Genomic DNA, 23,143 nt, shown 5'->3' on the forward strand with positions numbered 1-23,143 from the left:
AGGTGCAAGAGGCGAACCAGGGGAACTGAAACATCTAAGTACCCTGAGGAAAAGAAATCAACCGAGATTCCCTTAGTAGTGGCGAGCGAACGGGGACTAGCCCTTAAGCTTCTTTGATTTTAGCGGAACGCTCTGGAAAGTGCGGCCATAGTGGGTGATAGCCCTGTACGCGAAAGGATCTTAGAAGTGAAATCGAGTAGGACGGAGCACGAGAAACTTTGTCTGAATATGGGGGGACCATCCTCCAAGGCTAAATACTACTGACTGACCGATAGTGAACTAGTACCGTGAGGGAAAGGCGAAAAGAACCCCGGAGAGGGGAGTGAAATAGATCCTGAAACCGTATGCGTACAAGCAGTGGGAGCCCACTTTGTTGGGTGACTGCGTACCTTTTGTATAATGGGTCAGCGACTTATTTTCAGTGGCGAGCTTAACCGAATAGGGGAGGCGTAGCGAAAGCGAGTCTTAATAGGGCGTCTAGTCGCTGGGAATAGACCCGAAACCGGGCGATCTATCCATGGGCAGGTTGAAGGTTAGGTAACACTGACTGGAGGACCGAACCGACTACCGTTGAAAAGTTAGCGGATGACCTGTGGATCGGAGTGAAAGGCTAATCAAGCTCGGAGATAGCTGGTTCTCCTCGAAAGCTATTTAGGTAGCGCCTCATGTATCACTGTAGGGGGTAGAGCACTGTTTCGGCTAGGGGGTCATCCCGACTTACCAAACCGATGCAAACTCCGAATACCTACAAGTGCCGAGCATGGGAGACACACGGCGGGTGCTAACGTCCGTCGTGAAAAGGGAAACAACCCAGACCGTCAGCTAAGGTCCCAAAGTTATGGTTAAGTGGGAAACGATGTGGGAAGGCTTAGACAGCTAGGAGGTTGGCTTAGAAGCAGCCACCCTTTAAAGAAAGCGTAATAGCTCACTAGTCGAGTCGGCCTGCGCGGAAGATGTAACGGGGCTCAAACCATACACCGAAGCTACGGGTATCACGCAAGTGATGCGGTAGAGGAGCGTTCTGTAAGCCTGTGAAGGTGAGTTGAGAAGCTTGCTGGAGGTATCAGAAGTGCGAATGCTGACATGAGTAACGACAATGGGTGTGAAAAACACCCACGCCGAAAGACCAAGGTTTCCTGCGCAACGTTAATCGACGCAGGGTTAGTCGGTCCCTAAGGCGAGGCTGAAAAGCGTAGTCGATGGAAAACAGGTTAATATTCCTGTACTTCTGGTTATTGCGATGGAGGGACGGAGAAGGCTAGGCCAGCTTGGCGTTGGTTGTCCAAGTTTAAGGTGGTAGGCTGAGATCTTAGGTAAATCCGGGATCTTAAGGCCGAGAGCTGATGACGAGTTACCCTTTGGGTGACGAAGTGGTTGATGCCATGCTTCCAAGAAAAGCTTCTAAGCTTCAGGTAACCAGGAACCGTACCCCAAACCGACACAGGTGGTTGGGTAGAGAATACCAAGGCGCTTGAGAGAACTCGGGTGAAGGAACTAGGCAAAATGGCACCGTAACTTCGGGAGAAGGTGCGCCGGTGAGGGTGAAGCACTTGCTGCGTAAGCCTACGCCGGTCGAAGATACCAGGCCGCTGCGACTGTTTATTAAAAACACAGCACTCTGCAAACACGAAAGTGGACGTATAGGGTGTGACGCCTGCCCGGTGCCGGAAGGTTAATTGATGGGGTTAGCTAACGCGAAGCTCTTGATCGAAGCCCCGGTAAACGGCGGCCGTAACTATAACGGTCCTAAGGTAGCGAAATTCCTTGTCGGGTAAGTTCCGACCTGCACGAATGGCGTAACGATGGCGGCGCTGTCTCCACCCGAGACTCAGTGAAATTGAAATCGCTGTGAAGATGCAGTGTATCCGCGGCTAGACGGAAAGACCCCGTGAACCTTTACTATAGCTTTGCACTGGACTTTGAATTTGCTTGTGTAGGATAGGTGGGAGGCTTTGAAGCGTGGACGCCAGTCTGCGTGGAGCCATCCTTGAAATACCACCCTGGCAACTTTGAGGTTCTAACTCAGGTCCGTTATCCGGATCGAGGACAGTGTATGGTGGGTAGTTTGACTGGGGCGGTCTCCTCCTAAAGAGTAACGGAGGAGTACGAAGGTGCGCTCAGACCGGTCGGAAATCGGTCGTAGAGTATAAAGGCAAAAGCGCGCTTGACTGCGAGACAGACACGTCGAGCAGGTACGAAAGTAGGTCTTAGTGATCCGGTGGTTCTGTATGGAAGGGCCATCGCTCAACGGATAAAAGGTACTCCGGGGATAACAGGCTGATACCGCCCAAGAGTTCATATCGACGGCGGTGTTTGGCACCTCGATGTCGGCTCATCACATCCTGGGGCTGAAGCCGGTCCCAAGGGTATGGCTGTTCGCCATTTAAAGTGGTACGCGAGCTGGGTTTAGAACGTCGTGAGACAGTTCGGTCCCTATCTGCCGTGGACGTTTGAGATTTGAGAGGGGCTGCTCCTAGTACGAGAGGACCGGAGTGGACGAACCTCTGGTGTTCCGGTTGTCACGCCAGTGGCATTGCCGGGTAGCTATGTTCGGAAAAGATAACCGCTGAAAGCATCTAAGCGGGAAACTTGCCTCAAGATGAGATCTCACTGGGACCTTGAGTCCCCTGAAGGGCCGTCGAAGACTACGACGTTGATAGGCAGGGTGTGTAAGCGCTGTGAGGCGTTGAGCTAACCTGTACTAATTGCCCGTGAGGCTTGACCATATAACACCCAAGCAATCTGTAGACTCGAAAGAGGCCAGATTGCGGTGTGTGAAGACGCAATGAACCGAAAGTTCGAGTCAAAACCCACAAACTATCGCATACCCATTCGCTGGAACGTGACCGCAAGGCACGCGCTGGCTACCGAATTTCTTGACGACCATAGAGCATTGGAACCACCTGATCCCATCCCGAACTCAGAAGTGAAACGATGCATCGCCGATGGTAGTGTGGGGTTTCCCCATGTGAGAGTAGGTCATCGTCAAGATTAAATTCCGAACCCCCTATCTGCTCACGCAGGTAGGGGTTTTGTTTTTAGTAGAAGTCTTCGATTTTCACCGACACGTTGTTCCTGAACGGGTTGGTTACCGAATTTCTTGACGACCATAGAGCATTGGAACCACCTGATCCCATCCCGAACTCAGAAGTGAAACGATGCATCGCCGATGGTAGTGTGGGGTTTCCCCATGTGAGAGTAGGTCATCGTCAAGATTGAATTCCAGAACCCCTGTCTGCCAATGCAGACAGGGGTTTTGTCGTTTTCGGAGCCGATAATCGGATCGCCGTCCTAATTGACGCCACCCCCCGGCAAACCCCCAGGCCGTTGCTATGCTTTGGTTGTCGGGCATTGGCAGCAACAGCCCGCGACGTGACTGGTCATGGGGATTCCAATAATGAAAAACCCTTATGCTCCCGGCTTCTGGTGCGCTGTCGCGGCCTTGGTGCTGCTATCGGCCACCTACTTCTATGGCGTCATGCTGACTCACCATATCGACAAGGCACTGATTTTCCTGGATAGCGCGGCTGCGCTGATCGCTGTCATTTCTGTCGCAATCGTCGCCTGGGCTTCTCTCCAAGGCCAGCGCATCAAGAAGAAGCAGCTTGTGCAAGGCAAGACACTGGTCTTGATCTGGGATACCAAGGTTGCGCTGCGCCGGGTTGAAACGGTATTCGACCGTTATTTCTGGGGCAGCTATTGGCAGCCTGGACGCACGTTTCAAGAAGTCATGGGTGAGCTCACCGGCACTCCGCTGGAGAAAAGCCTCGAGGCACTGAAAACTCAATGCGCCGCCCTGGACAAGCAAGTCGCGCAAGACGACTGGCATTGGCTCAACAATGCCCGCGAGCTGTGCGATGTGGCCAACGCGATGGCTCGGGAGCGCTATCAATTGGACTTCTACGATGGGCGTGACGATTCATCGGGTGCGGCAGTAATCAATCGAGATTTCGAAGTGTTGGTCTACACCTGGACAGCACGCCTCAAGACCTTCGATCATCAACTTGACGAGATCGAAGTCGAATATTCGTAGACCATTTCTCAAGAACACGCTTTTTCCCCTTTAAACATTGGGCTTGCTGACTTGCCTGATGCTAATCTCCCCACCACTTTTATCGCGTCGTACCACAGCCCTTTGCGGGTCAAGGAAGACGACTCTTTTCAACCATGGAACACGATCGGATCACTCATGAACAAATCAGCAAGCGTACTTCTGGGAATCGTTGTGGTTGTTGGTGCAATCAGTGCGGGTGGCGCCTGGTATACCGGCACCAAGCTTGAAGGCGTACTGCAAACCGCCATTACCGACAGCAATAAGCAACTGCAAACGGCTTTGGCGGGTTCCAATGGCACCGCTTCGATTGAACTGGTCTCCCTGGACCGTGGCACCTTCAGCAGTACCGCCCGTTATCGTCTCAAGGGTGAAGGCGAAATGTTCGGCGGCGAACCGGTCGAGCTGCTGTTCGTCGACAACATCGAACACGGTCCACTGCCATTCACGCGCCTGATGACGCTCAAATGGTTGCCGGTCATGGCCACCAGCCACACCGAACTGGAGCGGACTCCGCTGACCGAAAAATGGTTCGTTGCCGCCAAGGATAAATCGCCTCTCAAAGGCGTCTTCAATCTCGGTTACGATCAATCCACCAACGGCACGTTCGAACTGCTGCCTCTGGATACCAAGCTGGATGAGCAATCCCAGCTGATCTTCTCCGGCCTGAAAATCGATGTGGCCGCCAGCGCCCAGGCTGAGAAGATCAAGGCCGACGGCTACATGGACAGCTTCAAGTTGACCACCGTCGCCGAAGATCAGACGCCGGTTCAGGTAGAGTTCAGTGGCCTGACATTGGCCAGCAACCTGACCAAGAGCACCTATGGCTACTACAAGGGCGACAACACCCTGTTGCTGAGCAACAGCAAGACCACCTTCGGCGAGCCGAAATCGGTATTGGGCCTGAAAAACTTCGAGATGAAGAACAACAGCTCCGAGAACGGCACCAGTGCTTCGGGACGCGCTGATTACAAGATCGGCGAGTTGTCGTTCAATGACAAGGTCATCGGTTCTGCACAGATGGCGGTCAGCCTGAAGAACTTGGACATCCCTGCCACCATGTCGCTGATGCAGGTCTACCAGGCCAAGCTGCAACCCTACGAAAAGGCAGCTGCCGAGGCCGCTGAAGCGGGCGAGCCGGCTCCAGAGCTGAACCTCACCGAGGCAGAAGAAGCGCAGGTCAAAGCCGACCTGGAAAAACTCCTGGCTGGCGCCCCGCAAGTGGCCCTGGAGAACCTCTCGTTCAATACCGCTAACGGCGAAAGCCGCGCGAGCCTGGTTGTCGATCTGGCCAAGCCGCAGTCCATGGACCTGCCACCCGATGAGCTGGGCCGCCAGTTGCTCGCTCTGCTGGACTTCAAGGTCAAGGTTTCCAAGCCAATGCTGGTGGATCTCCTGACCGTGCAAGCGCAGATGGAAGGCCAGACCGACGCAAAACTGATCGCCGACCAGGCGACTGCCACCAGCGATATGTTCAGCGCCATGGCGGTAGGCACGGAGCTGGCGAAGCTTGAAGGCAATGATGTGGTTACCAATCTGCACTACGCCAACAATCAGGTCGATTTCAACGGCCAGAAGATGACCGTTGAACAGTTCACCGCGTTTGTGATGAACAAGCTGGGCGGTGGCGTCGCCATTCAGTAACCCGTCCCAGGCAACATCTGAAGACCGGTCCGTGCCCTGTGCACGGGCCGGTTTTTTTTGTCCGTTGAAAATGCCGCGCTGAAATCTGCATGGATTCTGAAGAATTATGGCGATCTGGAAGATGACCCGCCACGGAGTGCAAAACTAGGCCCGTTAGAGCTTGGCTGGGTTCCTTTGATCCGGCCTTCTGTTTGATGGGCAAGGGGGCACTGCGACCCGGCTGGCCATGTAAGGATGCTGACGAATGCCGCGTACTGTGGGTCCTCTTATTCAATTCGGTTTGCGCCCGTTGTTTCGCGTCGCGCTGTGCAGCCAATTGTGCTGGTCGGTGGCGGCGTTTGCCGATACCGCTTATGACCAGATGGTGCTCGACGCCCGCGCGGGGCATTACACGCCCGCGTTGTCCGTATTGCGCCAGGTGCCGGTTGGCCAGGCCAGCACCGCACAGATCAGTGACCATCTGCAGATCGCCAGTTGGGCCGGTCTTGATGCCGAGGTGGTGAAAGTCTACGAAACCCAGGGCCGCTACCGCGACCTTCCGGTTCAGGCGCTGACCGCAGCTGCTCGCTCCTATCGCAACCTCAAGCGCTGGGATCCGGCGGTCGAGTTGTATCGCCGGGCGTTGGCGATCGATCCACAGAACCCCGATCTGCAACTGGGTCTGGCCTTGACCCAGGCCGATGCCGGCAAGCCAGATGAAGCCGTCAGCCGCGCGAGGGCCCTCGTTGCCGCCAAGCCAGAAGATCCGATGCGCCGGTTGGCCTTGGGCTATGCGCTGACGCGTGCGGACAATCCCCACGAAGCGCTTTTCGAATACGACCAGGCGTTCACCCGTGCCGGCAGCAACAAGCCTGAAGTCGCCCGCGAGTACGTCTATGCCCTGCAACGCGCCCGTTTGCCTGAGCCGGCCCTGCGCCTGGCCCGGCTTCAGCCCGGCCTGATCGATCGTGGCGTGCAGCGCAGGCTCGAAGGCGATGTGGCGGCCGAGCGGGTGCGCCTGGCGGATATGGCCAGTCGCAGCGAAACAGAACGTTTTGTCATCGCCGATCGCGCGCTGGCGGACTACGACAAACTGCTCGCCACCTGGACTCCGGTGGCCGAGGCCCACGATGATGTCTTGCGCTGGCGGATCGACCGCATGGGCGCCCTCAACGCCCGGGCTCGCCGGGCCGAGGTGATCGCCGAGTACCAGAAGCTGGTCGCTGAAGGGGTCAGCATTCCAACCTACGCGCTGCGCTGGGTGGCTTCTTCCTATCTGGAGCAACGTGAACCGGAGATCGCCGTCGATCTGTACCGCCGCGTGCTGATTGCACCGGATGCAGATCCTGCGGACCGCTTCGAAGACAGCACTGCGCTCTACTACGCCTTGCTGGAAAGCGAAAAATCCGAGGAGGCCCGCGCACTGGCCGAAGACCTGGCGAAAGCACAGCCGGCCCGCGTGGAGCTCAAGGGGCTGCCGATCGGCAATCCCAACGACGAGTGGATGGACGCGCAGCTCCTGGCCGCTCAAGCAGGTACCTACGGCGCCGATCTGCCTACCGCCGAGGCGCGCCTGGACGCTCTGGTCTACCACGGGCCCGGCAATATCGGCTTGCGCCTGGCCCAGGCCGATTTGTACCAGGCACGTGAATGGCCGCGACGTTCGGAAAGCCTGCTCAAGGAAGTCGAGGCCACGACGCCGCGCAATCGCGACTTGGAAGTCGCCCAGGCCCGCGCCGCCATGGATCTGCAGGAATGGCGGCAAATGGATGCGCTTACCGATGACGTCGTCGCCCGCTATCCCGAGAACGCTCACGTCAAGCGCCTGCAACGCCAGCGTGACGTCCATGACATGGCTGAACTGCGCATCGAGGCCTACACCGGCAAGAGCTACGGTGGCGGCAGTGGCGACGCTGGCGCGGTGACCGGCAGCCGCGACTTTGGTGTCGAAACCTTGCTCTACAGCCCGCCCATCGATGAAGACTGGCGGCTGTTCGGCGGTGCCGGATACGCGACCGGCGACTTCGAGGAAGGCACCGGCCACCATCGCTGGCAGCGTTTGGGAGTGGAGCGGCGTACCCGCGACATGACCCTGGAGGCGGAAGTCTCCAACCATTCGTATGGCTCCGGTGACAAACAGGGCGCGCGAATAGCCGTGGCCCGAGACATCAATGATCACTGGCAGTACGGCGGCAGCCTGGACTACCTCTCGGCCAACACCCCGCTGCGGGCCCTCAACAGCGGTATTCGCGCCAATGGCGGAAGCGGTTTCGTCCGCTGGCGTGCCAATGAAAGCCGCGAGTGGCGGCTGGCTGTCAGCCCGTCCCACTTCAGCGATGGCAACAACCGCCTCGAGACCTTGCTGACCGGCCGCGAGGGCATCTACAGCGCTCCGAGGCTACAAGTGGAGCTGGGCCTGGAAGTCGGTGCCAGTCGCAACAGCGGCTCGAATGAAGTGCCGTACTTCAATCCGAAATCGGACTTCAGCGTCATGCCGACCGTGAGCGCCAATCACGTGTTGTACCGCCGCTACGAAACCACCTGGAGCCAGCAGTTCCAGGCGGGTGCCGGCACCTACAGCCAGAGTGACTACAGCACCGGTGCCATGGGGTTGCTCAGCTACGGCCAGCGTCTGCTCTGGAACGATGTGCTTGAAGCCGGGGCCGCGCTGAGCTGGCTCAACCGCCCCTACGACGGCGATCGTGAAAGCGATCTGCGCCTGCTTGTCGACCTCACCTACCGCTTCTAGAAGAGTTTGAAAATGCCTGTCATTTCGCGATTCATCCTTCTGCTGGGAGTCTTGCTGATCAGCGCTTGTGCCCAGCAAGCCCCGACGTTTGCCCCGCCTGCGCAACGGCCGGTGATGGCCAACGATGCGCCGTGGCCGAAAAACCACGTGCTTGGTATTGCCTACCACGACGTCGAAGACCGCGACCCCGACCAAGCCTTGGTGGCCGTGCGCACCGAGCGCCTGATCGAGCAATTGGCCTGGCTGCGGGAAAACAATTATCAGCCGGTCACGATCGACCAGATCATCGCTGCCCGCAACGGCGGGCCCGAACTGCCACCGCGCGCAGTACTGCTGAGTTTCGACGACGGCTACTCAAGCTTTTACACCCGCGTCATGCCCATCCTGCGCGCCTACAACTGGCCGGCCATCCTTGCTCCGGTCGGCAGTTGGATCGACACGCCGCTGAATCAACCGGTGGATTTTGCCGGCGTGCCACGCAAGCGTTCCGAGTTCCTGACCTGGGAGCAGATTCGCGAGGTGTCGAAATCGGGCCTGGTGGAAATCGCCGCCCACACCGATGCCAATCACAAAGGCGTACTCGCCAACCCGCAAGGCAACCAGCAGCCGGCGGCGACCACGCGGCGCTACGATCCGGCTACCGGTCGTTATGAAGCGGAAGCCGATTTCCAGGCGCGTCTGCGCAAGGATGTGGCAGCCATTTCCGAGAAGATCCGCAAAGTCACCGGCTACAGTCCGCGCGTCTGGGTCTGGCCATACGGCGAGGCGGACGGCACTGCGTTGCAGGTGATTGGCAGCCAGGGCTACCAGATGGCGCTGACCCTGGAAGACGGTCTCGACAGCCTCGATAACCTGATGAGCGGGCCGCGTTTTCTGGTGGCTTCCGATCCGGACGGTGCTCACTTCGCCGAAAGCATCGTCTCGGTGCAGACCATGGACCCGATGCGGGTGGTCCACGTCGACCTGGATTACGTCTACGATCCGGACCCTGTGCAGCAGGAGGCCAACGTCGGCAGGCTGGTCCAGCGTATCTACGATCTGGGCGCGAACACGGTCTTCCTGCAAGCTTTTGCCGACCCGAAGGGCGATGGCCTGGTCCATTCGCTGTACTTCCCCAATCGGCATCTGCCGGTACGCGCCGATCTGTTCGATCGGGTCGCATGGCAATTGCGCACCCGGGCCAACGTGAAGGTGTATGCCTGGATGCCGGTGCTCAGTTTTGCCCTGGACCCGAAGTTGCCGCGTGTACAGCGCTGGGATCCTGAAACCGGCAAGATTGGCGTCGCCCCGGACCAGTACGTACGCCTGTCGCCCTTCGACCCGAACGTGCGCAAGGTCATCGGCGAAATCTACGAAGACCTGGCGCGGATGAGTTCGGTGGACGGCGTTCTGTACCATGACGACGCGGTGTTCTCCGACTTCGAGGATGCCGGCCCAGCCGCGATGAAAGTCTATGCGGCCAACGGCTTGCCGACCTCCATCGCCGCTCTGCGCGACGACCCGGCGGCCATGCAGCGCTGGACCCGTTTCAAGAGCCGCTACCTGATCGACTTCACCGCTGAGCTCACTGCCAAGGTCCGGGCAATTCGTGGTCCGGAGGTGCGCACGGCGCGCAATATCTTTGCCGAGCCGATGCTCAACCCGCAGAGCGAGGCCTGGTTCGCCCAGAATCTCGATGACTTCCTCGGCGCCTACGATTGGACGGCTCCGATGGCCATGCCGTTGATGGAAAAGCAGACCCGCGAGCAATCCGGGCCCTGGCTCGAACGGCTGGTGGAAACCGTCAAGGCTCGCCCCGGTGCACTCAAGCGCACGGTATTCGAATTGCAAGCGCGCGACTGGCACAGCCAGCCGGTGGCCGATATCGAAGGCGAACAACTGGCCGACTGGATGGGGCGCCTCAAGCGCCAGGGCGTGACCAGTTTCGGCTACTACCCGGACAACTTCATCGAAGACCAGCCTGCCGTGAAAGCCGTGCGGCCTGCGCTCTCCAACAAGTGGAATCGTTGACATGCTCGACAGACTGCTCGCCGTCCTGGTGCTGGCGATCGTCCTTGGGGTGCCCCTGGGCCTGATCTTCCTGGTCACTGGGCAATTCCTGATGGACTTCGTGTTCTTCTACCCGCTGTTCATGTCCGGGCTGTGGATCGCCGGCGGCCTGTATTTCTGGTTGCACTGGGAGCGCCACTGGCCGTGGAAAGACGACACCTTGCCGCCGCCCCTGGCCGGCGAACCGCTGATCAGCATCCTGATCCCGTGCTTCAACGAAGGCGACAACGTTGCCGACACGATTCACGCAGCACTGGGCCAGCACTATCCGAACATTGAGGTGATCGCCATCAACGACGGCTCCAAGGACAACACCGCCGAGGTGCTGGACCGACTGGCCGCCGAAGACCCGCGCTTGCGTGTGCTGCACCTGGCGGAAAACCAGGGCAAGGCCGTAGCCCTGCGCATGGGCGCCATCGCTGCACGCAGCGAATACCTGGTGTGCATTGACGGCGACGCGCTGCTGGCACCGAATACCTGCGCCTACCTGGTGGCGCCGATGCTGGACAACGCCCGCCTCGGCGCGGTGACGGGCAACCCGCGCATTCGCACCCGTTCAACATTGGTGGGTCGGGTCCAGGTCGGTGAGTTTTCCTCGATCATCGGCTTGATCAAGCGTACCCAGCGGGTCTTCGGACGGATCTTCACCGTGTCCGGCGTGATCGTCGCCTTCCGTCGCACAGCGCTGCACCGGGTCGGCTACTGGAGCCCGGACATGATCACCGAGGACATCGACATCAGCTGGAAGCTGCAACTGGACCACTGGAGCATTTTCTACGAACCCCGTGCGTTGTGCTGGATCCTCATGCCCGAAACCCTGCGCGGCCTGTGGCGGCAACGGCTGCGCTGGGCCCAGGGCGGTGCCGAAGTGCTGTTCAAGAACATCCGCGGCATCTGGCAATACCGCCATCGTTACCTGTGGCCGCTGCTGTTCGAATACTGCCTGTCCACCGGTTGGGCGTTCACCTTCCTGCTGTCGGTGATCTTCTGGGGCGCTGGCAAGTTCATCGAGATGCCCGCCGCCATCGCGGTGGACCATCTCATGCCGCCGGCCTTCACGGGGCTGTTGCTGGCGGTGGTGTGCCTGATGCAATTCGCGGTGAGCATCCTGATCGACCGTCGCTACGAAAAAGGCCTGTGGCACATCATGTTCTGGGTGGTCTGGTACCCGTTGGTGTTCTGGTTGATCAGCCTGTTCACCACCCTGGTGAGCTTCCCCAAGGTGCTGTTCGGGCAGCATCAGAAACGTGCGCGCTGGGTTAGCCCGGATCGCGGGATCAAGCCGTTCGATGACGAAGAAGAGGAAGTGATCCGATGAAAATTATCAGGACCCGGCAGCGGCCTTTTCTGGTGGTCATCGATGTGCTCTTTACCGTGCTGGCGTGGGTTGGGCTGTTGTATCTGCTGGTCAATGGGCTCTGGCCGTTGTTCGACAGCCATGCCGGGCCGCGCCTGGGTGGTTCGCTGTTCGATACCCTGGGAACCTTGCAGATCTATGGCTGGATCGCGCTGGTCAACGCAATCATCCTGATTACCTGGGCGCGTTATCAACAGCGCAAAAGCCGCAGCTTCGCCCAGCGTCGGCTGCCGAGGCCTGCGGTGGATGACCAAGGCTTGAGCGCAAGTTTCAAGCTGACTGACGAACGACTGGAAACGTTGCGCCAGCCTGGCTCCAAAATCATCCATAACAACCCCGATGGCGACATCAGCCACGTAGTGCCGCACTTCCATCTGCTGAGCCCGGACTTGCAACCGCCGCCCCTGGCACCGCTGGACCGGCCGCAGGTGATTCATCTGCCGGCTGATCATTCTGCGTAGCAACGCAAGACACCTGTGGGAGCGAGCCTGCTCGCGATAGCGGAGTACCAGGCAGCACTGATGCCGACTGATAGGACGCCATCGCGAGCAGGCTCGCTCCCACAGGTTTGTGTTGTGTCTGGAGCAAGCTACACCGAAAAATCCCGGACCAGCCGCCAGGCCTCATCCACCGGCAGCGGTTGCTTCATGCGCTGGGCCAGCGCCGCCATGGCCCGGCCTTCATCGCAGGCCACGACGGCGGCAACGAGACCGTCCTTGCCGAGCAGAGCGATGAACGGAGGATGCTCAGGCGTGCCCTTGAATTGCACCTCGTCCCATTCCTCGGCATGACCGAGGTAGTCGTAGCGTTTGCCGAATTGGTACGTCCAGAAGAACGGCACATCCAGGTAGTGTTCCTCACCGCCGAGCATGTTCGTCGCGGCGATGCGTGCCTGTTGCTGGGCCAGGCGCCAATGTTCGATGCGCCGGGGTTGGCCGTTGAGGGGAAAGGTGGCGATATCGCCAACGGCCCAGACGCCATCGGCGACGCGCATGCCGTCGTCAGCGATCAATGATTGATCTTTTTCCCGTGGCAGATCGGCGAACGGCTCGGTCGCCGGGCGCACGCCCACACCGATGATGACCAGGTCCGCCGCGAAACGCTGACCGTTATCCAGCACCACGGCTTCAACCTTTTCCGCACCTTCGATCCGCGCCGCTTCGCCCTCGCTGTGATAGACCACACCATTGGCCCGGTGTCGGGCCAGGATCGCCTTGCCGATGCTGTCGCCAAACTGCGCGGCGAACGGGACCGGGTGTCGGGCCAGGACGGTCACGCTCAGTTCACGTTTGCGCAGGGACGAGGCGACTTCCATGGCGATGAAGCTGTCGCCGATAATCACCGCTCGCTGCCCCGGCTGGGCACGGTCGAGGATCTGCCGGGTATCGGCCAAAGAGCGCAGGGTGAACACATTGGGCAAGTCGAGGCCGGGTATGTCTGGCGTCCTGGGCACTCCACCGGTGGCGATGAGCAGTGCGTCATAGTCCAGGCGTTGACCGTCGGCGAGATGAATCTGGCGCGCGCTGATGTCGAGACCGGCCACTTCGCCGTTGCGCCTTTCGATGCGTTGCCGGGTGAAGTAGGTTTCATCGCGCAAGGCCGGCGTCTTTTCTGCGGCCATGTCGCCGGCCAACACGTATTTGCTCAGTACGGTGCGGTCATAACCGGCCTCGGCTTCGCGGTCGATCATCTGGATCCGGCCACCGAAACCCTTCTCGCGCAGCGCCGCCGCGCAAGCCGTGCCGGCCGCTCCGGCGCCGATGATGACGAAGGTGCGCGGGTCATCGGCGGGAGGGATTTTTTCGGCTGGCAGTGGTTGCTCATCGACCCATACTTCATCGCCCCGCAGCTCGACGTGATAACGCTGCAGGCTGTCGAGGGCCGGCGGCTCGCACAGGGCGCCGTCTTCGGCACGGAACGCGGCCTTGTGCCACGGGCAGATCAGCCTGCCGTGACATACCGCGCCCTCGGCCAGCGGCGCCCCGGCATGCGGGCATTTGCCTTGGAAAGCTCGGACCTGTCCGCCAGCCCGCAGCAGCAGGACGGGCGTTTCGTTGAGGGTCACTTCGAGGCCGCGGTCCTCTCGCACATCAGCGAGGCGGGCGACTTGATGCATGGGCATGGTCGTTCTCCGACAGGCGTTTCCCGTTCGAGTCAGGGGAGTGCAACGAGGTTCAGCATAATTGTCACTGCAACCGGGCCGGCGCTGCGGCTATAGTTCGCAGGCCGTCCATGGCCTGAATCGAATTAAGGTGCCCGGTATGACTCGATTGACCTCCCTTTCCTCCTGGCTCGCGGCCGTCACCCTCGTGCTGTGCGCGCAAGGGGTTGTCCAGGCCGAAGAGCGTTTCACCCTGAGCATTCCCGGTGTGTCGGACGACCGCCTCTTCACTGCCGCCGCCGCGAGCGACGCGAACACCTGCGGCGGCAAGAATATTTCTCCGGCGCTGAGCTGGAACGCCGGCCCGCCTGGCACCCTCAGCTATGCCATCGTCATGCTCGATCCCGATGGCCAGCGCGGGCAGGGCGTCGACCACTGGGTCCATTACGGGATCAAGGCCAGCACCCGACAGATCCCGGCGGGCGCGGGTACCAAATCCACCCTGGAAGGCATGAGCGGCATCAACAGCAAGGACACTCACGGCTACATCGGTCCGTGCCCACCCGTTGGCGACAGCGCTCATCACTACCTGATCCAGATATTCGCCCTGGACCTGCCACCCGACGCATTGCCCGCCGGTCTCACACGCGCCCAGTTGATGGAAAAACTCAAAGGCCACGTACTGCGCAACAGCAGCGTGGTGCGCCGCTACCACCGCTGACCGGCTGGCCCAATCGTCACGTAAGTTGGCATCGAGCGCCAAAAGCGAGCACTATCGGCGCCTGTTCACTCATACCGGAGGATGGCGATGACGCAGCAAACCGACGGCATCGCCCGCCTCAAGAACTGCCCCACCAAGGGCGACGAAATACGCCGGGCCATCGCCCAGAGCCGCAAGGATTTTCTGCCTGCTGACGAGGCCGTAGACGCCGAGCCAGGCCAACCGTCGGCGCAGCCCGTGGACAAGGGTCCCGCTGCCTGATCCGACGCCTTCTTCCAACCATTTTTCCAAACATGCCTATGACTGCCACCCATCATTTGCCAGGCGCGCGGTTCAGCCGCTCCGACTACAAGACCCTGGGCCTCGCCGCCCTCGGCGGCGCGCTGGAAATCTACGACTTCATCATTTTCGTTTTTTTCGCCCTGACCCTCAGCCAACTGTTCTTCCCGCCGGAAATGCCCGAGTGGCTGCGCCTGCTACAGAGCTTCGGGATTTTTGCCACCGGCTATCTGGCGCGTCCCCTGGGCGGGATACTCATGGCGCACTTTGCCGATCGGCTGGGCCGCAAGCGTGTCTTCAGCCTGAGCATCCTGATGATGGCGTTGCCGTGTCTGCTCATTGGTGTACTGCCGACCTATGCGCAAATCGGCTATTTCGCCCCGTTGCTGTTGTTGGCGCTGCGCATCCTGCAAGGCGCGGCGGTGGGCGGGGAGGTGCCGAGTGCCTGGGTGTTCGTGGCCGAACACGCGCCGTTGCGGCATCGCGGCTATGCCTTGGGCTTTCTCCAGGCGGGCTTGACCTTCGGCTACCTGCTCGGCGCCTTGACCGCCACGGCGCTGGCGCGGATCTTCACCCCGACCGAAATCCTCGACTACGCGTGGCGCTTGCCGTTCCTGCTGGGCGGGATATTCGGCGTGATCGGCGTCTGGCTGCGCCGCTGGCTGAGCGAAACGCCGATTTTCATGGCCCTGCAAGCCAATCGCGAAGGCGCGACGGAGCTGCCGCTGCGCACGGTTTTGCGCGACCATCGGCATGCCTTGCTGCCCGCCGCCATTCTTACCTGCGTACTGACTTCCGCCGTGGTGGTCTTTGTGGTCATCACCCCCACAGTGATGCAGAAAAGCTTCGGCCTGACCCCCAGCCACACATTTGCCCTGAGCAGCCTCGGCATCGTTTTCCTGAACATCGGCTGCGTCCTGGCCGGCCTCGTCGTCGACCGCATCGGCGCCTGGCGCACCGTCATGCTCTATAGCCTGCTGTTGCCGCTGGGCATCGCCGTGCTCTATGCCAGCCTGATCAGCGGCAGCGACTGGCTGGGCCTGGCCTACGCCGTGGCCGGCCTGGGTTGCGGCGTGGTCGGCGCGGTGCCTTCGGTGATGATCAGCCTGTTCCCGCCGAAGATTCGCGTGTCCGGTATCTCCTTCACCTACAACATCGCTTATGCACTTTGGGCCAGCATGACGCCGTTGTTGTTGATTGCGCTGGTGCCGTGGAGCCCGTGGGTTTGCGTGGCGTATTGCGTGGTGATGGGCGCGGTGGGAGTAGGGGCGGCGGCTTATTTTCCGAGGCGGCAGGCAAAGATCCTGCGGCCCTCTCTGGCCTGTGAGTCTTGAGTATCGTTGCCGACGGTACGTACCTTGCCAGTGTCGACTTCAGCTACCAGGTCCAGGTGAAGAAGGCCGGCGCCGAGGTGCTGCATTTCGCCCAGGCTCGCGAGGGGCTGATGCCGGCCGGCGCGATCGGGCAATTTCACGCCATGAAAGGCATCGCTGGAGCCCTCACGAAACGGGGCAATTCCGATGTGGAGGAGTACTACACCAGCCAGTTGAGCCGCTTCATCGCCGATGACCTGCGGGCCATTCCGTCTCGCTGATGCTATTTGCCGACGCTGACAGGACAAGTGCATGAAAAATTTTCTGGTCGTTAACCCGAACCTCTGATCTCTTGCGTCTGACCTTGTGAACGGATCATCCACTCACGAGGTTCAGCCCATGTCCCGTCCGCTTTCGTATATGCGTCCCGCCACCCAGGGCTTTGCCGTCACGCTGCTGGTGGCGTTGGCCGGTTGTGGGTTGTCTTCGTCCCGTGAGGCTGCCAAGCCGGCCGAACCGGTGGCGGCGGCGCCCATCGTCGCGCCGCAAGGGGAGATCGCCTACGTGCGCCAGACTATGGCCAAGCGCATGGCCGCGCCGGCATCAATGCCTGCGCCGATGGGCGATGTTGCCTCCAATGATTACCGCAGCGAGCCGCGCGAACAGTACGAGAAGCTGCCGGAAAATCCTGTCCACAGCGTCGCCGAGACACCGGTCTCGACCTTCAGCGTGGATGTCGATACCGGCAGCTATGCCAACGTGCGACGTTTCCTCAACCAGGGCAGCCTGCCGCCTGAGGGCGCTGTGCGGTTGGAGGAAATGGTCAACTACTTTCCTTACCATTACGCGTTGCCCACCGACGGATCGCCCTTTGGCGTGACTACCGAAATCGCGCCATCGCCCTGGAACCCTCACACCCGGTTGTTGCGTGTCGGGATCAAGGCCAGCGACCGCGCCGTCTCAGACCTGGCCCCGGCCAACCTGGTGTTTCTGGTGGATGTGTCCGGCTCGATGAACCGTCGCGAAGGCCTGCCGCTGGTCAAGAGCACGCTGAAATTGCTGGTGGACCAATTGCGCGATCAGGACCGGGTGTCCTTGGTAGTCTATGCCGGTGAATCCCGGGTCGTGCTCAAGCCCACCTCGGGTAGCGACAAGGTGAAGATCCGCAACGCCATCGATCAACTGAACGCCGGTGGATCGACCGCCGGTGCCTCGGGCATCGAACTGGCCTACCAGATGGCTCGGGAGAGCTTTATCGACAAAGGCATCAACCGCATCCTGCTGGCCACCGATGGTGACTTCAACGTCGGCATCAGTGATTTCGACAGCCTCAAGCAGATGGCCGTGGATCAGCGCAAAAGCGGCGTCTCTCTGACGACACTGGGCTTCGGTGTGGATAACTACAACGAACACCTGATGGAGCAACTGGCTGACGCCGGTGACGGTAACTACGCGTACATCGACAACCTGCTCGAAGCGCGCAAGGTCCTGGTGGACCAGCTCAGCTCCACCCTGGCGGTGGTAGCGCGAGACGTGAAGTTGCAGGTGGAGTTCAACCCCGCCCAGGTCAGCGAATATCGACTGCTGGGTTATGAGAACCGCGCGTTGAAGCGTGAGGACTTCAGCAACGACAAGGTCGACGCAGGCGAGATCGGCGCTGGGCATACAGTGACCGCGCTGTATGAAATTGTCCCGAAAGGAGAGCAGGGCTGGTTGGAGCCGCTGCGTTATGGGAACGCGCCCAACTCGGACGGCAAGTCCGGCGAACTGGCGATGTTGCGCGTACGCTACAAGCCGGCGGAAGGCGGTAGCAGCCGGTTGATCGAACATCCCATTGCCGTTTCACCGCGCAATGACAAAACCAGCGACGACCTGCGCTTCTCGGCCGCCGTGGCGGCCTTCGCCCAACAGCTCAAGGGCGATGGACGCTACACTGGGCAGATGACCTTGAAGGATACCGTGCAGTTGGCGCGCTCGGCGCGCGGTGACGATCCGTTCGGGCTGCGTGCCGAGTTCGTGCAACTGGTGGAGCTGGCCCAGAGCCTCGAACCTGCGGCCAAACGCTGATCCTGAGCACAATCAGGTTCAGATGTGGGAGCGAGCCTGCTCGCGATGGCGGTGTATCAGTCACATCAATGCCAACTGAACCGACGTCATCGCGAGCAAGCTCGCTCCCACAGGGTTCCCATGTCGTCGCCAGGACTGTGTTGCAATGACAAAGGAGTTCGTCATCGAAATGCCCGCTGCGCTTGATTCTCCCAGCGACGAATCGCTGCTGGCCCGCTATCGCGAAGGCGACGGGGCTTGTTTCGAAGCCCTGTACGTCCGCCATCGGCAAGGGCTTTATCGTTTTCTCGTGTCCTTGAGCAACAAGGCCGAACTGGCCGAGGAAATTTTCCAGGACACCTGGCTCAGCCTGATCCGCAGCACCACCCAGCCACAAGGCCGGGCGAGTTTTCGTACATGGTTGTTCCAGATTGCCCGTAACCGCTTGATTGACCACTGGCGCAAGCACGGCGTCCACAACCCGCTGCACGACAGTTACGACGAGCAGCTTCATGTCCAGCCCGACGACACCGGCAATCCTGAGCAACAGTTGCGCCTGAGTCGCGACCAGGCTCGTCTGGACGCCGCGTTGCAGGCCTTGCCCGAGGATCAGCGGGAAGTGTTCCTGCTGCGCCTGCACGGTAATCTCGAACTGCCACAGATCGCTGCCCTGACCGGCGTTCCGCTGGAAACGGTCAAGAGCCGCTTGCGTTACGCCCAACAGAAGCTGCATCGCCTGTTGGCCGAGGAGGTACCCGCATGATCGATCCCAAACAGACGCCGGATACCATCGACGAAACGCTGGTCGAACATTTCCGCCAACACGCCAGCGGCGAGCCGCCGGCCTCCATGGATGCCTTCATCCTGGCCACCGCCCGCCGTGAAGCCCCGACGCCGGCGCCGAGCCTGTGGCAGCGCTGGCTACAGGCTTGTCAGCGACCACGGTGGCAAATGGCGTTCGCCACGGTTGCCGGTGTGGCGCTGATGATCGGCCTGGTGCTGCGTACGCCGACCGAGGAGCAACTGGCTTCACCCGCCTCGATGGAGTTTTCCGCCGATCGGCAACAGCCTTCGGTTGCCGCTGCCCCGCCGCCAGCCATGCCCGCCCCCGCACCGATCACTCGCATGGCGCCCCAGGGCGAACTGGCCCGAGCCCCGGCCAGCCCGATGCAGGCGTTGGCGGATAAACCTGCGGCGAAAATGAGCAAAGCCGCGCCCGCCGCAATGCCAACACTGGAGCAGGAGCTGCTGGAAGTGCTGCGATTGCGCGAGGCGGGTGACAGCAAGGCGGCTGACGAGAAGCTGCTGGCGTTGCACAAGCGCTTTCCCAAGGAAGACTTGCCGGCGCGGTTGGAGGCGTTGCACAAGCGGTGAAGGGGCATTGCCAGCGTCTGAGGTCAGCCAGGGAGCCTGATGGGCGCTGCGTGTTCGGCAGTTACAGAAATCGCCTCTGGAATAGGGTTACAAATGCAGACATAGCAGGATCATTTGGGCGGAACTATACTCGGCAGCATGAAAAAACTGATGCTCGAACTCGACGGAACTGATCCAAGCAAGCTCTCAATGGCTCGCTTGACGGATTATCTGTGTGAGCTCACTGAGCTTTTCGGCTCGCAGGATAATGTTCATTTCGACTCTGTTACCGAAGGCTGTGTCTGCCTGAATACATGGGTTGAGGATGAGAAGTATCCCCACGTCTTGAACAGGGTACGGGAGGCTGCGCAGGGAATTGGCCCCAAGCGCGCACGAAAAGCTTACCTGCAGCTATCTGCACTGATGGAGCAAGATCGGGTGGACGGTGTCTTGCAAGCTGCGGATGCGAACATCCTTCAGTTTCCGAAAGCCAAGACGGCTCCTCCTCCCATGATTGTCATCAAGCAGGGTAGTGTCCAAGGTCGCCTCTATGTCGTAGGTGGGAAAGACGAAACTGTTCCTGTCCGGCTTGAGGGCGCTGGCGGAGAAACTCTTCTTTGCGAAGCCGACACGGCGTTGGCTGAACAACTAGGCAAACTCTTGTTCAAGTACGTCCGAGTTCATGGGAAAGGTGAATGGGAAAGTCGGCCGCACGGAGGCTGGCGGCTCCGAAAAATGTTCATTCAATCTTACGAAAAGCTTGAGAAAACCTCTTTGCGTAGTGCCGTTACCCAGCTCAAAGAACTCGGAGGTATCACTTGGAGCGAGATGGATGATCCCCATGGAACGATTCAGAACCTAAGGGGATGAGGTGCGCATAGTTCTCGATACCAACGTTCTCGTCCAAGCCTTGGGAAATGCCAAGGACGGTGTCGTCTTGGTTGATCCCGCAACTGGTCAAAACGTGGATAGAGCAGAGGCGAGAGCTGAGGCCTTAATCGATCTGGTCGACGCAAGAGGCGGGACGGTACTGATACCCACACCGGCGTTGGCTGAGTATCTGGTCGGCATTGATCGGAATTTCCACCAGAGCCACCTGGATGTCATAAATGGCTTCTCGTGTTTTGAGATCATATCGTTCGATCAGATCGCTGCGGTCGAATGTGCTCGCATAGTCGATGACAATGAGCTGAAGATGCTTGACCCAGCAGCGACCAAAGCCAAGTTACGTTTTGATCGCCAGATAATAGCAACCGCTCTTGCGACCAACGCTGACGAAGTGTGGACACATGACGCAGGTCTTTATTCCAAGGCTCAGAAATGCGGACTTGTAGTGAAGTCCTTAGGAGATATTGAACCGGCTCCTGAGCAACTTGAGGCCGATCTTGACCACTGAGAGCCTGCTTGAGGTAACCGTTGTGGGGCGTGGTTTCTATAGGTATTCGCAACACGGCCCCGTCGGTTGATGCGCTGCCGCGCTGATATCGCTCAGGGTTTTTTATCGGGCTGAATTGCCGATCCTATAGATATCCAAGGGTAAGACTTTCGCCACAAAAAAGCCCCAATCCGTGAGGACTGGGGCTTTTGATTTTTCATGTCTGGTGCACCAGGCGGGATTCGAACCCACGACCCCTGCCTTCGGAGGGCAGTACTCTATCCAGCTGAGCTACTGGTGCAACGCGGGCGCCATGATACTCATAAGCATGGCGGGCGTCCATGCTGCTGATTTGCCGTTTGTTTTCGCCTCGCTCGGCGGCTGTTGGCTACGCTGATCAGAAAAAACAGGCAAATGCAGCTTTTTCGTTCTTTTTTTCGAACAGGCTATTGTCCTCCAACCCCATCGGCCCTAGGATTCGTTTGAGATTTCAAACGCTCTTGTCTGGGTGCTGAACCGCACGTCTGTGCTTATGTGCGTTATTTCTGTGCTTCAGCCCGGTGGATGATTTCCCTGACGGCAGCCCATGAGGCGCCTTTCTACAACTCTAATTCGCTCCGCGTGCGCGCGGTGCTGTTAAGGAAAGCCGACATGCAGCTTAAAGACACCCAGTTGTTCCGCCAGCAAGCCTTTATCGATGGCGCTTGGGTCGATGCGGACAATGGTCAGACGATCAAGGTCACCAACCCGGCGACGGGCGAAGTATTGGGCACAGTGCCGAAGATGGGCGCTGCCGAAACCCGTCGCGCGATCGAAGCCGCCGACAAGGCGCTGCCGGCCTGGCGTGCGTTGACCGCCAAGGAACGCGCCAACAAGCTGCGTCGCTGGTATGAATTGCTAATCGAAAACCAGGACGACCTTGGTCGCCTGATGACCCTGGAGCAGGGCAAGCCGCTGGCCGAAGCCAAGGGCGAGATCGTCTATGCCGCCTCCTTTATCGAATGGTTCGCCGAAGAAGCCAAGCGCATCTACGGTGATGTGATTCCCGGCCACCAGCCGGACAAGCGCCTGATCGTGATCAAGCAGCCGATTGGCGTGACTGCCGCCATCACGCCGTGGAACTTCCCGGCCGCGATGATCACCCGCAAGGCCGGCCCGGCCCTGGCCGCCGGTTGCACCATGGTCATCAAGCCGGCTTCGCAGACGCCGTTCTCGGCCCTGGCCCTGGTAGAGCTGGCGCACCGTGCCGGCATCCCGCAAGGCGTGTTGAGCGTAGTCACCGGCAGTGCCGGCGACATCGGGGGCGAGCTGACCAGCAACCCGATCGTGCGCAAGCTGTCCTTCACCGGTTCGACCGAGATCGGTCGCCAGTTGATGGCCGAATGCGCCAAGGACATCAAGAAGGTTTCCCTGGAACTGGGCGGCAACGCGCCCTTCATCGTGTTCGACGACGCGGACCTGGATAAGGCCGTCGAAGGCGCGATCATTTCCAAATACCGCAACAACGGCCAGACCTGCGTCTGCGCCAACCGCCTGTACGTGCAGGATTCGGTGTACGACGCCTTCGCCGAGAAACTCAAGGCAGCGGTGGCCAAGCTCAAGATCGGCAACGGTCTGGAAGACGGCATCACTACCGGTCCGTTGATCGACGAAAAAGCCGTTGCCAAGGTACAGGAACATATCGCCGATGCGGTCAGCAAAGGCGCAACCGTGCTGTCGGGCGGTAAGCCGATGGAAGGCAATTTCTTCGAGCCGACCATTCTGACCAACGTGCCGAAGAATGCCGCCGTGGCGAAGGAAGAAACCTTCGGCCCATTGGCGCCGCTGTTCCGCTTCAAAGACGAAGCCGAAGTGATCGCGATGTCCAACGACACCGAGTTCGGCCTGGCTTCGTACTTTTATGCCCGCGACCTGGGCCGTGTGTTCCGTGTGGCCGAAGCCCTGGAATACGGCATGGTCGGCGTCAACACCGGTTTGATCTCCAACGAAGTCGCGCCGTTCGGCGGCATCAAGGCTTCGGGCCTGGGCCGTGAGGGCTCCAAGTACGGCATCGAGGACTACCTGGAAATCAAATACCTCTGCCTGGGTATCTGATCTGCTACAAGCGCAAAGGGCACGAGAGCGCT

16 protein-coding genes, 1 tRNA gene, 3 rRNA genes and 1 pseudogene (1 of these 21 only partly in view) are annotated in these 23,143 nt (G+C 59.8%); 19 read left to right on the forward strand and 2 right to left on the reverse strand.

Annotation, left to right across the window (positions count from 1 at the left end; translation table 11 throughout):
* The 9 genes from J3P97_RS00680 to pgaD all read left to right on the forward strand — a co-directional run.
* Positions 1-2,726 (forward strand): 23S ribosomal RNA (locus J3P97_RS00680); it begins 166 nt to the left of the window's first position.
* A gap of 149 nt (positions 2,727-2,875) precedes the next feature.
* A 5S ribosomal RNA gene (gene rrf, locus J3P97_RS00685) occupies positions 2,876-2,991 on the forward strand.
* Positions 2,992-3,099: 108 nt separating this feature from the next.
* Positions 3,100-3,215 (forward strand): 5S ribosomal RNA (gene rrf / locus J3P97_RS00690).
* A gap of 182 nt (positions 3,216-3,397) precedes the next feature.
* A complete protein-coding gene (locus tag J3P97_RS00695; protein ID WP_434570519.1) occupies positions 3,398-4,033 on the forward strand; it encodes an NADH:ubiquinone oxidoreductase subunit N in 636 nt (211 codons plus the stop codon).
* Between the two features lie 156 nt (positions 4,034-4,189).
* Entirely contained in the window at positions 4,190-5,695 is a 1,506-nt protein-coding gene (locus J3P97_RS00700) for a YdgA family protein (RefSeq protein ID WP_434673244.1), read from the forward strand.
* A gap of 244 nt (positions 5,696-5,939) precedes the next feature.
* Entirely contained in the window at positions 5,940-8,423 is a 2,484-nt protein-coding gene (pgaA, locus tag J3P97_RS00705) for a poly-beta-1,6 N-acetyl-D-glucosamine export porin PgaA (protein WP_434673245.1), read from the forward strand.
* 12 nt (positions 8,424-8,435) lie between these two features.
* Complete coding sequence (gene pgaB / locus J3P97_RS00710; protein WP_434673246.1) at positions 8,436-10,433, forward strand: poly-beta-1,6-N-acetyl-D-glucosamine N-deacetylase PgaB; 1,998 nt, start codon at positions 8,436-8,438, stop codon at positions 10,431-10,433.
* 1 nt (position 10,434) lies between these two features.
* A complete protein-coding gene (gene pgaC / locus J3P97_RS00715; RefSeq protein WP_305497636.1) occupies positions 10,435-11,790 on the forward strand; it encodes a poly-beta-1,6-N-acetyl-D-glucosamine synthase in 1,356 nt (451 codons plus the stop codon).
* Positions 11,787-12,290, forward strand: a complete 504-nt coding sequence (gene pgaD / locus J3P97_RS00720) for a poly-beta-1,6-N-acetyl-D-glucosamine biosynthesis protein PgaD (protein ID WP_305497635.1) — start codon at positions 11,787-11,789, stop codon at positions 12,288-12,290. Before pgaC ends, pgaD begins: the two co-directional genes overlap by 4 nt.
* 128 nt (positions 12,291-12,418) lie before the next feature.
* Here the strand turns inward: pgaD and J3P97_RS00725 are convergent, their stop codons facing one another.
* The gene (locus tag J3P97_RS00725) at positions 12,419-13,951 is read right to left on the reverse strand and encodes an FAD-dependent oxidoreductase (protein WP_434673247.1); all 1,533 of its coding nucleotides are present in this window, start codon (positions 13,949-13,951) and stop codon (positions 12,419-12,421) included.
* Positions 13,952-14,090: 139 nt separating this feature from the next.
* Between J3P97_RS00725 and J3P97_RS00730 the strand changes: the two genes are divergently transcribed.
* The 9 genes and pseudogenes from J3P97_RS00730 to J3P97_RS00770 all read left to right on the forward strand — a co-directional run bounded on the left by J3P97_RS00730 (position 14,091) and on the right by J3P97_RS00770 (position 21,038).
* Positions 14,091-14,651, forward strand: a complete 561-nt coding sequence (locus tag J3P97_RS00730; protein WP_434570508.1) for a YbhB/YbcL family Raf kinase inhibitor-like protein — start codon at positions 14,091-14,093, stop codon at positions 14,649-14,651.
* A gap of 87 nt (positions 14,652-14,738) precedes the next feature.
* Positions 14,739-14,912: a hypothetical protein gene (locus J3P97_RS00735; RefSeq protein ID WP_434570506.1), complete on the forward strand. Its 174-nt coding sequence runs from the start codon at positions 14,739-14,741 to the stop codon at positions 14,910-14,912.
* Positions 14,913-14,950: 38 nt separating this feature from the next.
* Positions 14,951-16,264 (forward strand): MFS transporter, encoded by a 1,314-nt coding sequence (locus J3P97_RS00740; RefSeq protein ID WP_434604953.1) that lies wholly within the window; start codon positions 14,951-14,953, stop codon positions 16,262-16,264.
* 2 nt (positions 16,265-16,266) lie between these two features.
* A pseudogene (locus tag J3P97_RS00745) lies at positions 16,267-16,524 on the forward strand (hypothetical protein); the annotation flags it as partial.
* 118 nt (positions 16,525-16,642) lie between these two features.
* Positions 16,643-18,310 carry a vWA domain-containing protein gene (locus J3P97_RS00750; protein WP_434673248.1) on the forward strand — a complete coding sequence of 556 codons (1,668 nt, stop codon included), beginning with the start codon at positions 16,643-16,645 and terminating at the stop codon, positions 18,308-18,310.
* A gap of 169 nt (positions 18,311-18,479) precedes the next feature.
* On the forward strand, positions 18,480-19,052 hold the full coding sequence (locus tag J3P97_RS00755) for an RNA polymerase sigma factor (protein ID WP_434674493.1): 573 nt from the start codon (positions 18,480-18,482) through the stop codon (positions 19,050-19,052).
* Complete coding sequence (locus J3P97_RS00760; RefSeq protein ID WP_434673249.1) at positions 19,049-19,663, forward strand: hypothetical protein; 615 nt, start codon at positions 19,049-19,051, stop codon at positions 19,661-19,663. Before J3P97_RS00755 ends, J3P97_RS00760 begins: the two co-directional genes overlap by 4 nt.
* A 138-nt stretch (positions 19,664-19,801) precedes the next feature.
* The gene (locus tag J3P97_RS00765) at positions 19,802-20,512 is read left to right on the forward strand and encodes a hypothetical protein (RefSeq protein WP_434673250.1); all 711 of its coding nucleotides are present in this window, start codon (positions 19,802-19,804) and stop codon (positions 20,510-20,512) included.
* A gap of 1 nt (position 20,513) precedes the next feature.
* Entirely contained in the window at positions 20,514-21,038 is a 525-nt protein-coding gene (locus tag J3P97_RS00770) for a type II toxin-antitoxin system VapC family toxin (protein WP_434673251.1), read from the forward strand.
* A gap of 203 nt (positions 21,039-21,241) precedes the next feature.
* On the opposite strand, the gene J3P97_RS00775 is transcribed toward J3P97_RS00770, so the two are convergent.
* Positions 21,242-21,318: transfer RNA gene (locus J3P97_RS00775), tRNA-Arg, on the reverse strand.
* 350 nt (positions 21,319-21,668) lie between these two features.
* Here J3P97_RS00775 and gabD point away from each other — a divergent pair.
* Entirely contained in the window at positions 21,669-23,111 is a 1,443-nt protein-coding gene (gene gabD, locus J3P97_RS00780; RefSeq protein WP_434570497.1) for an NADP-dependent succinate-semialdehyde dehydrogenase, read from the forward strand.
* Positions 23,112-23,143: the final 32 nt, after the last annotated feature.

The organism is Pseudomonas sp. R1-15, assembly GCF_051132085.1.
GTDB lineage: Bacteria > Pseudomonadota > Gammaproteobacteria > Pseudomonadales > Pseudomonadaceae > Aquipseudomonas.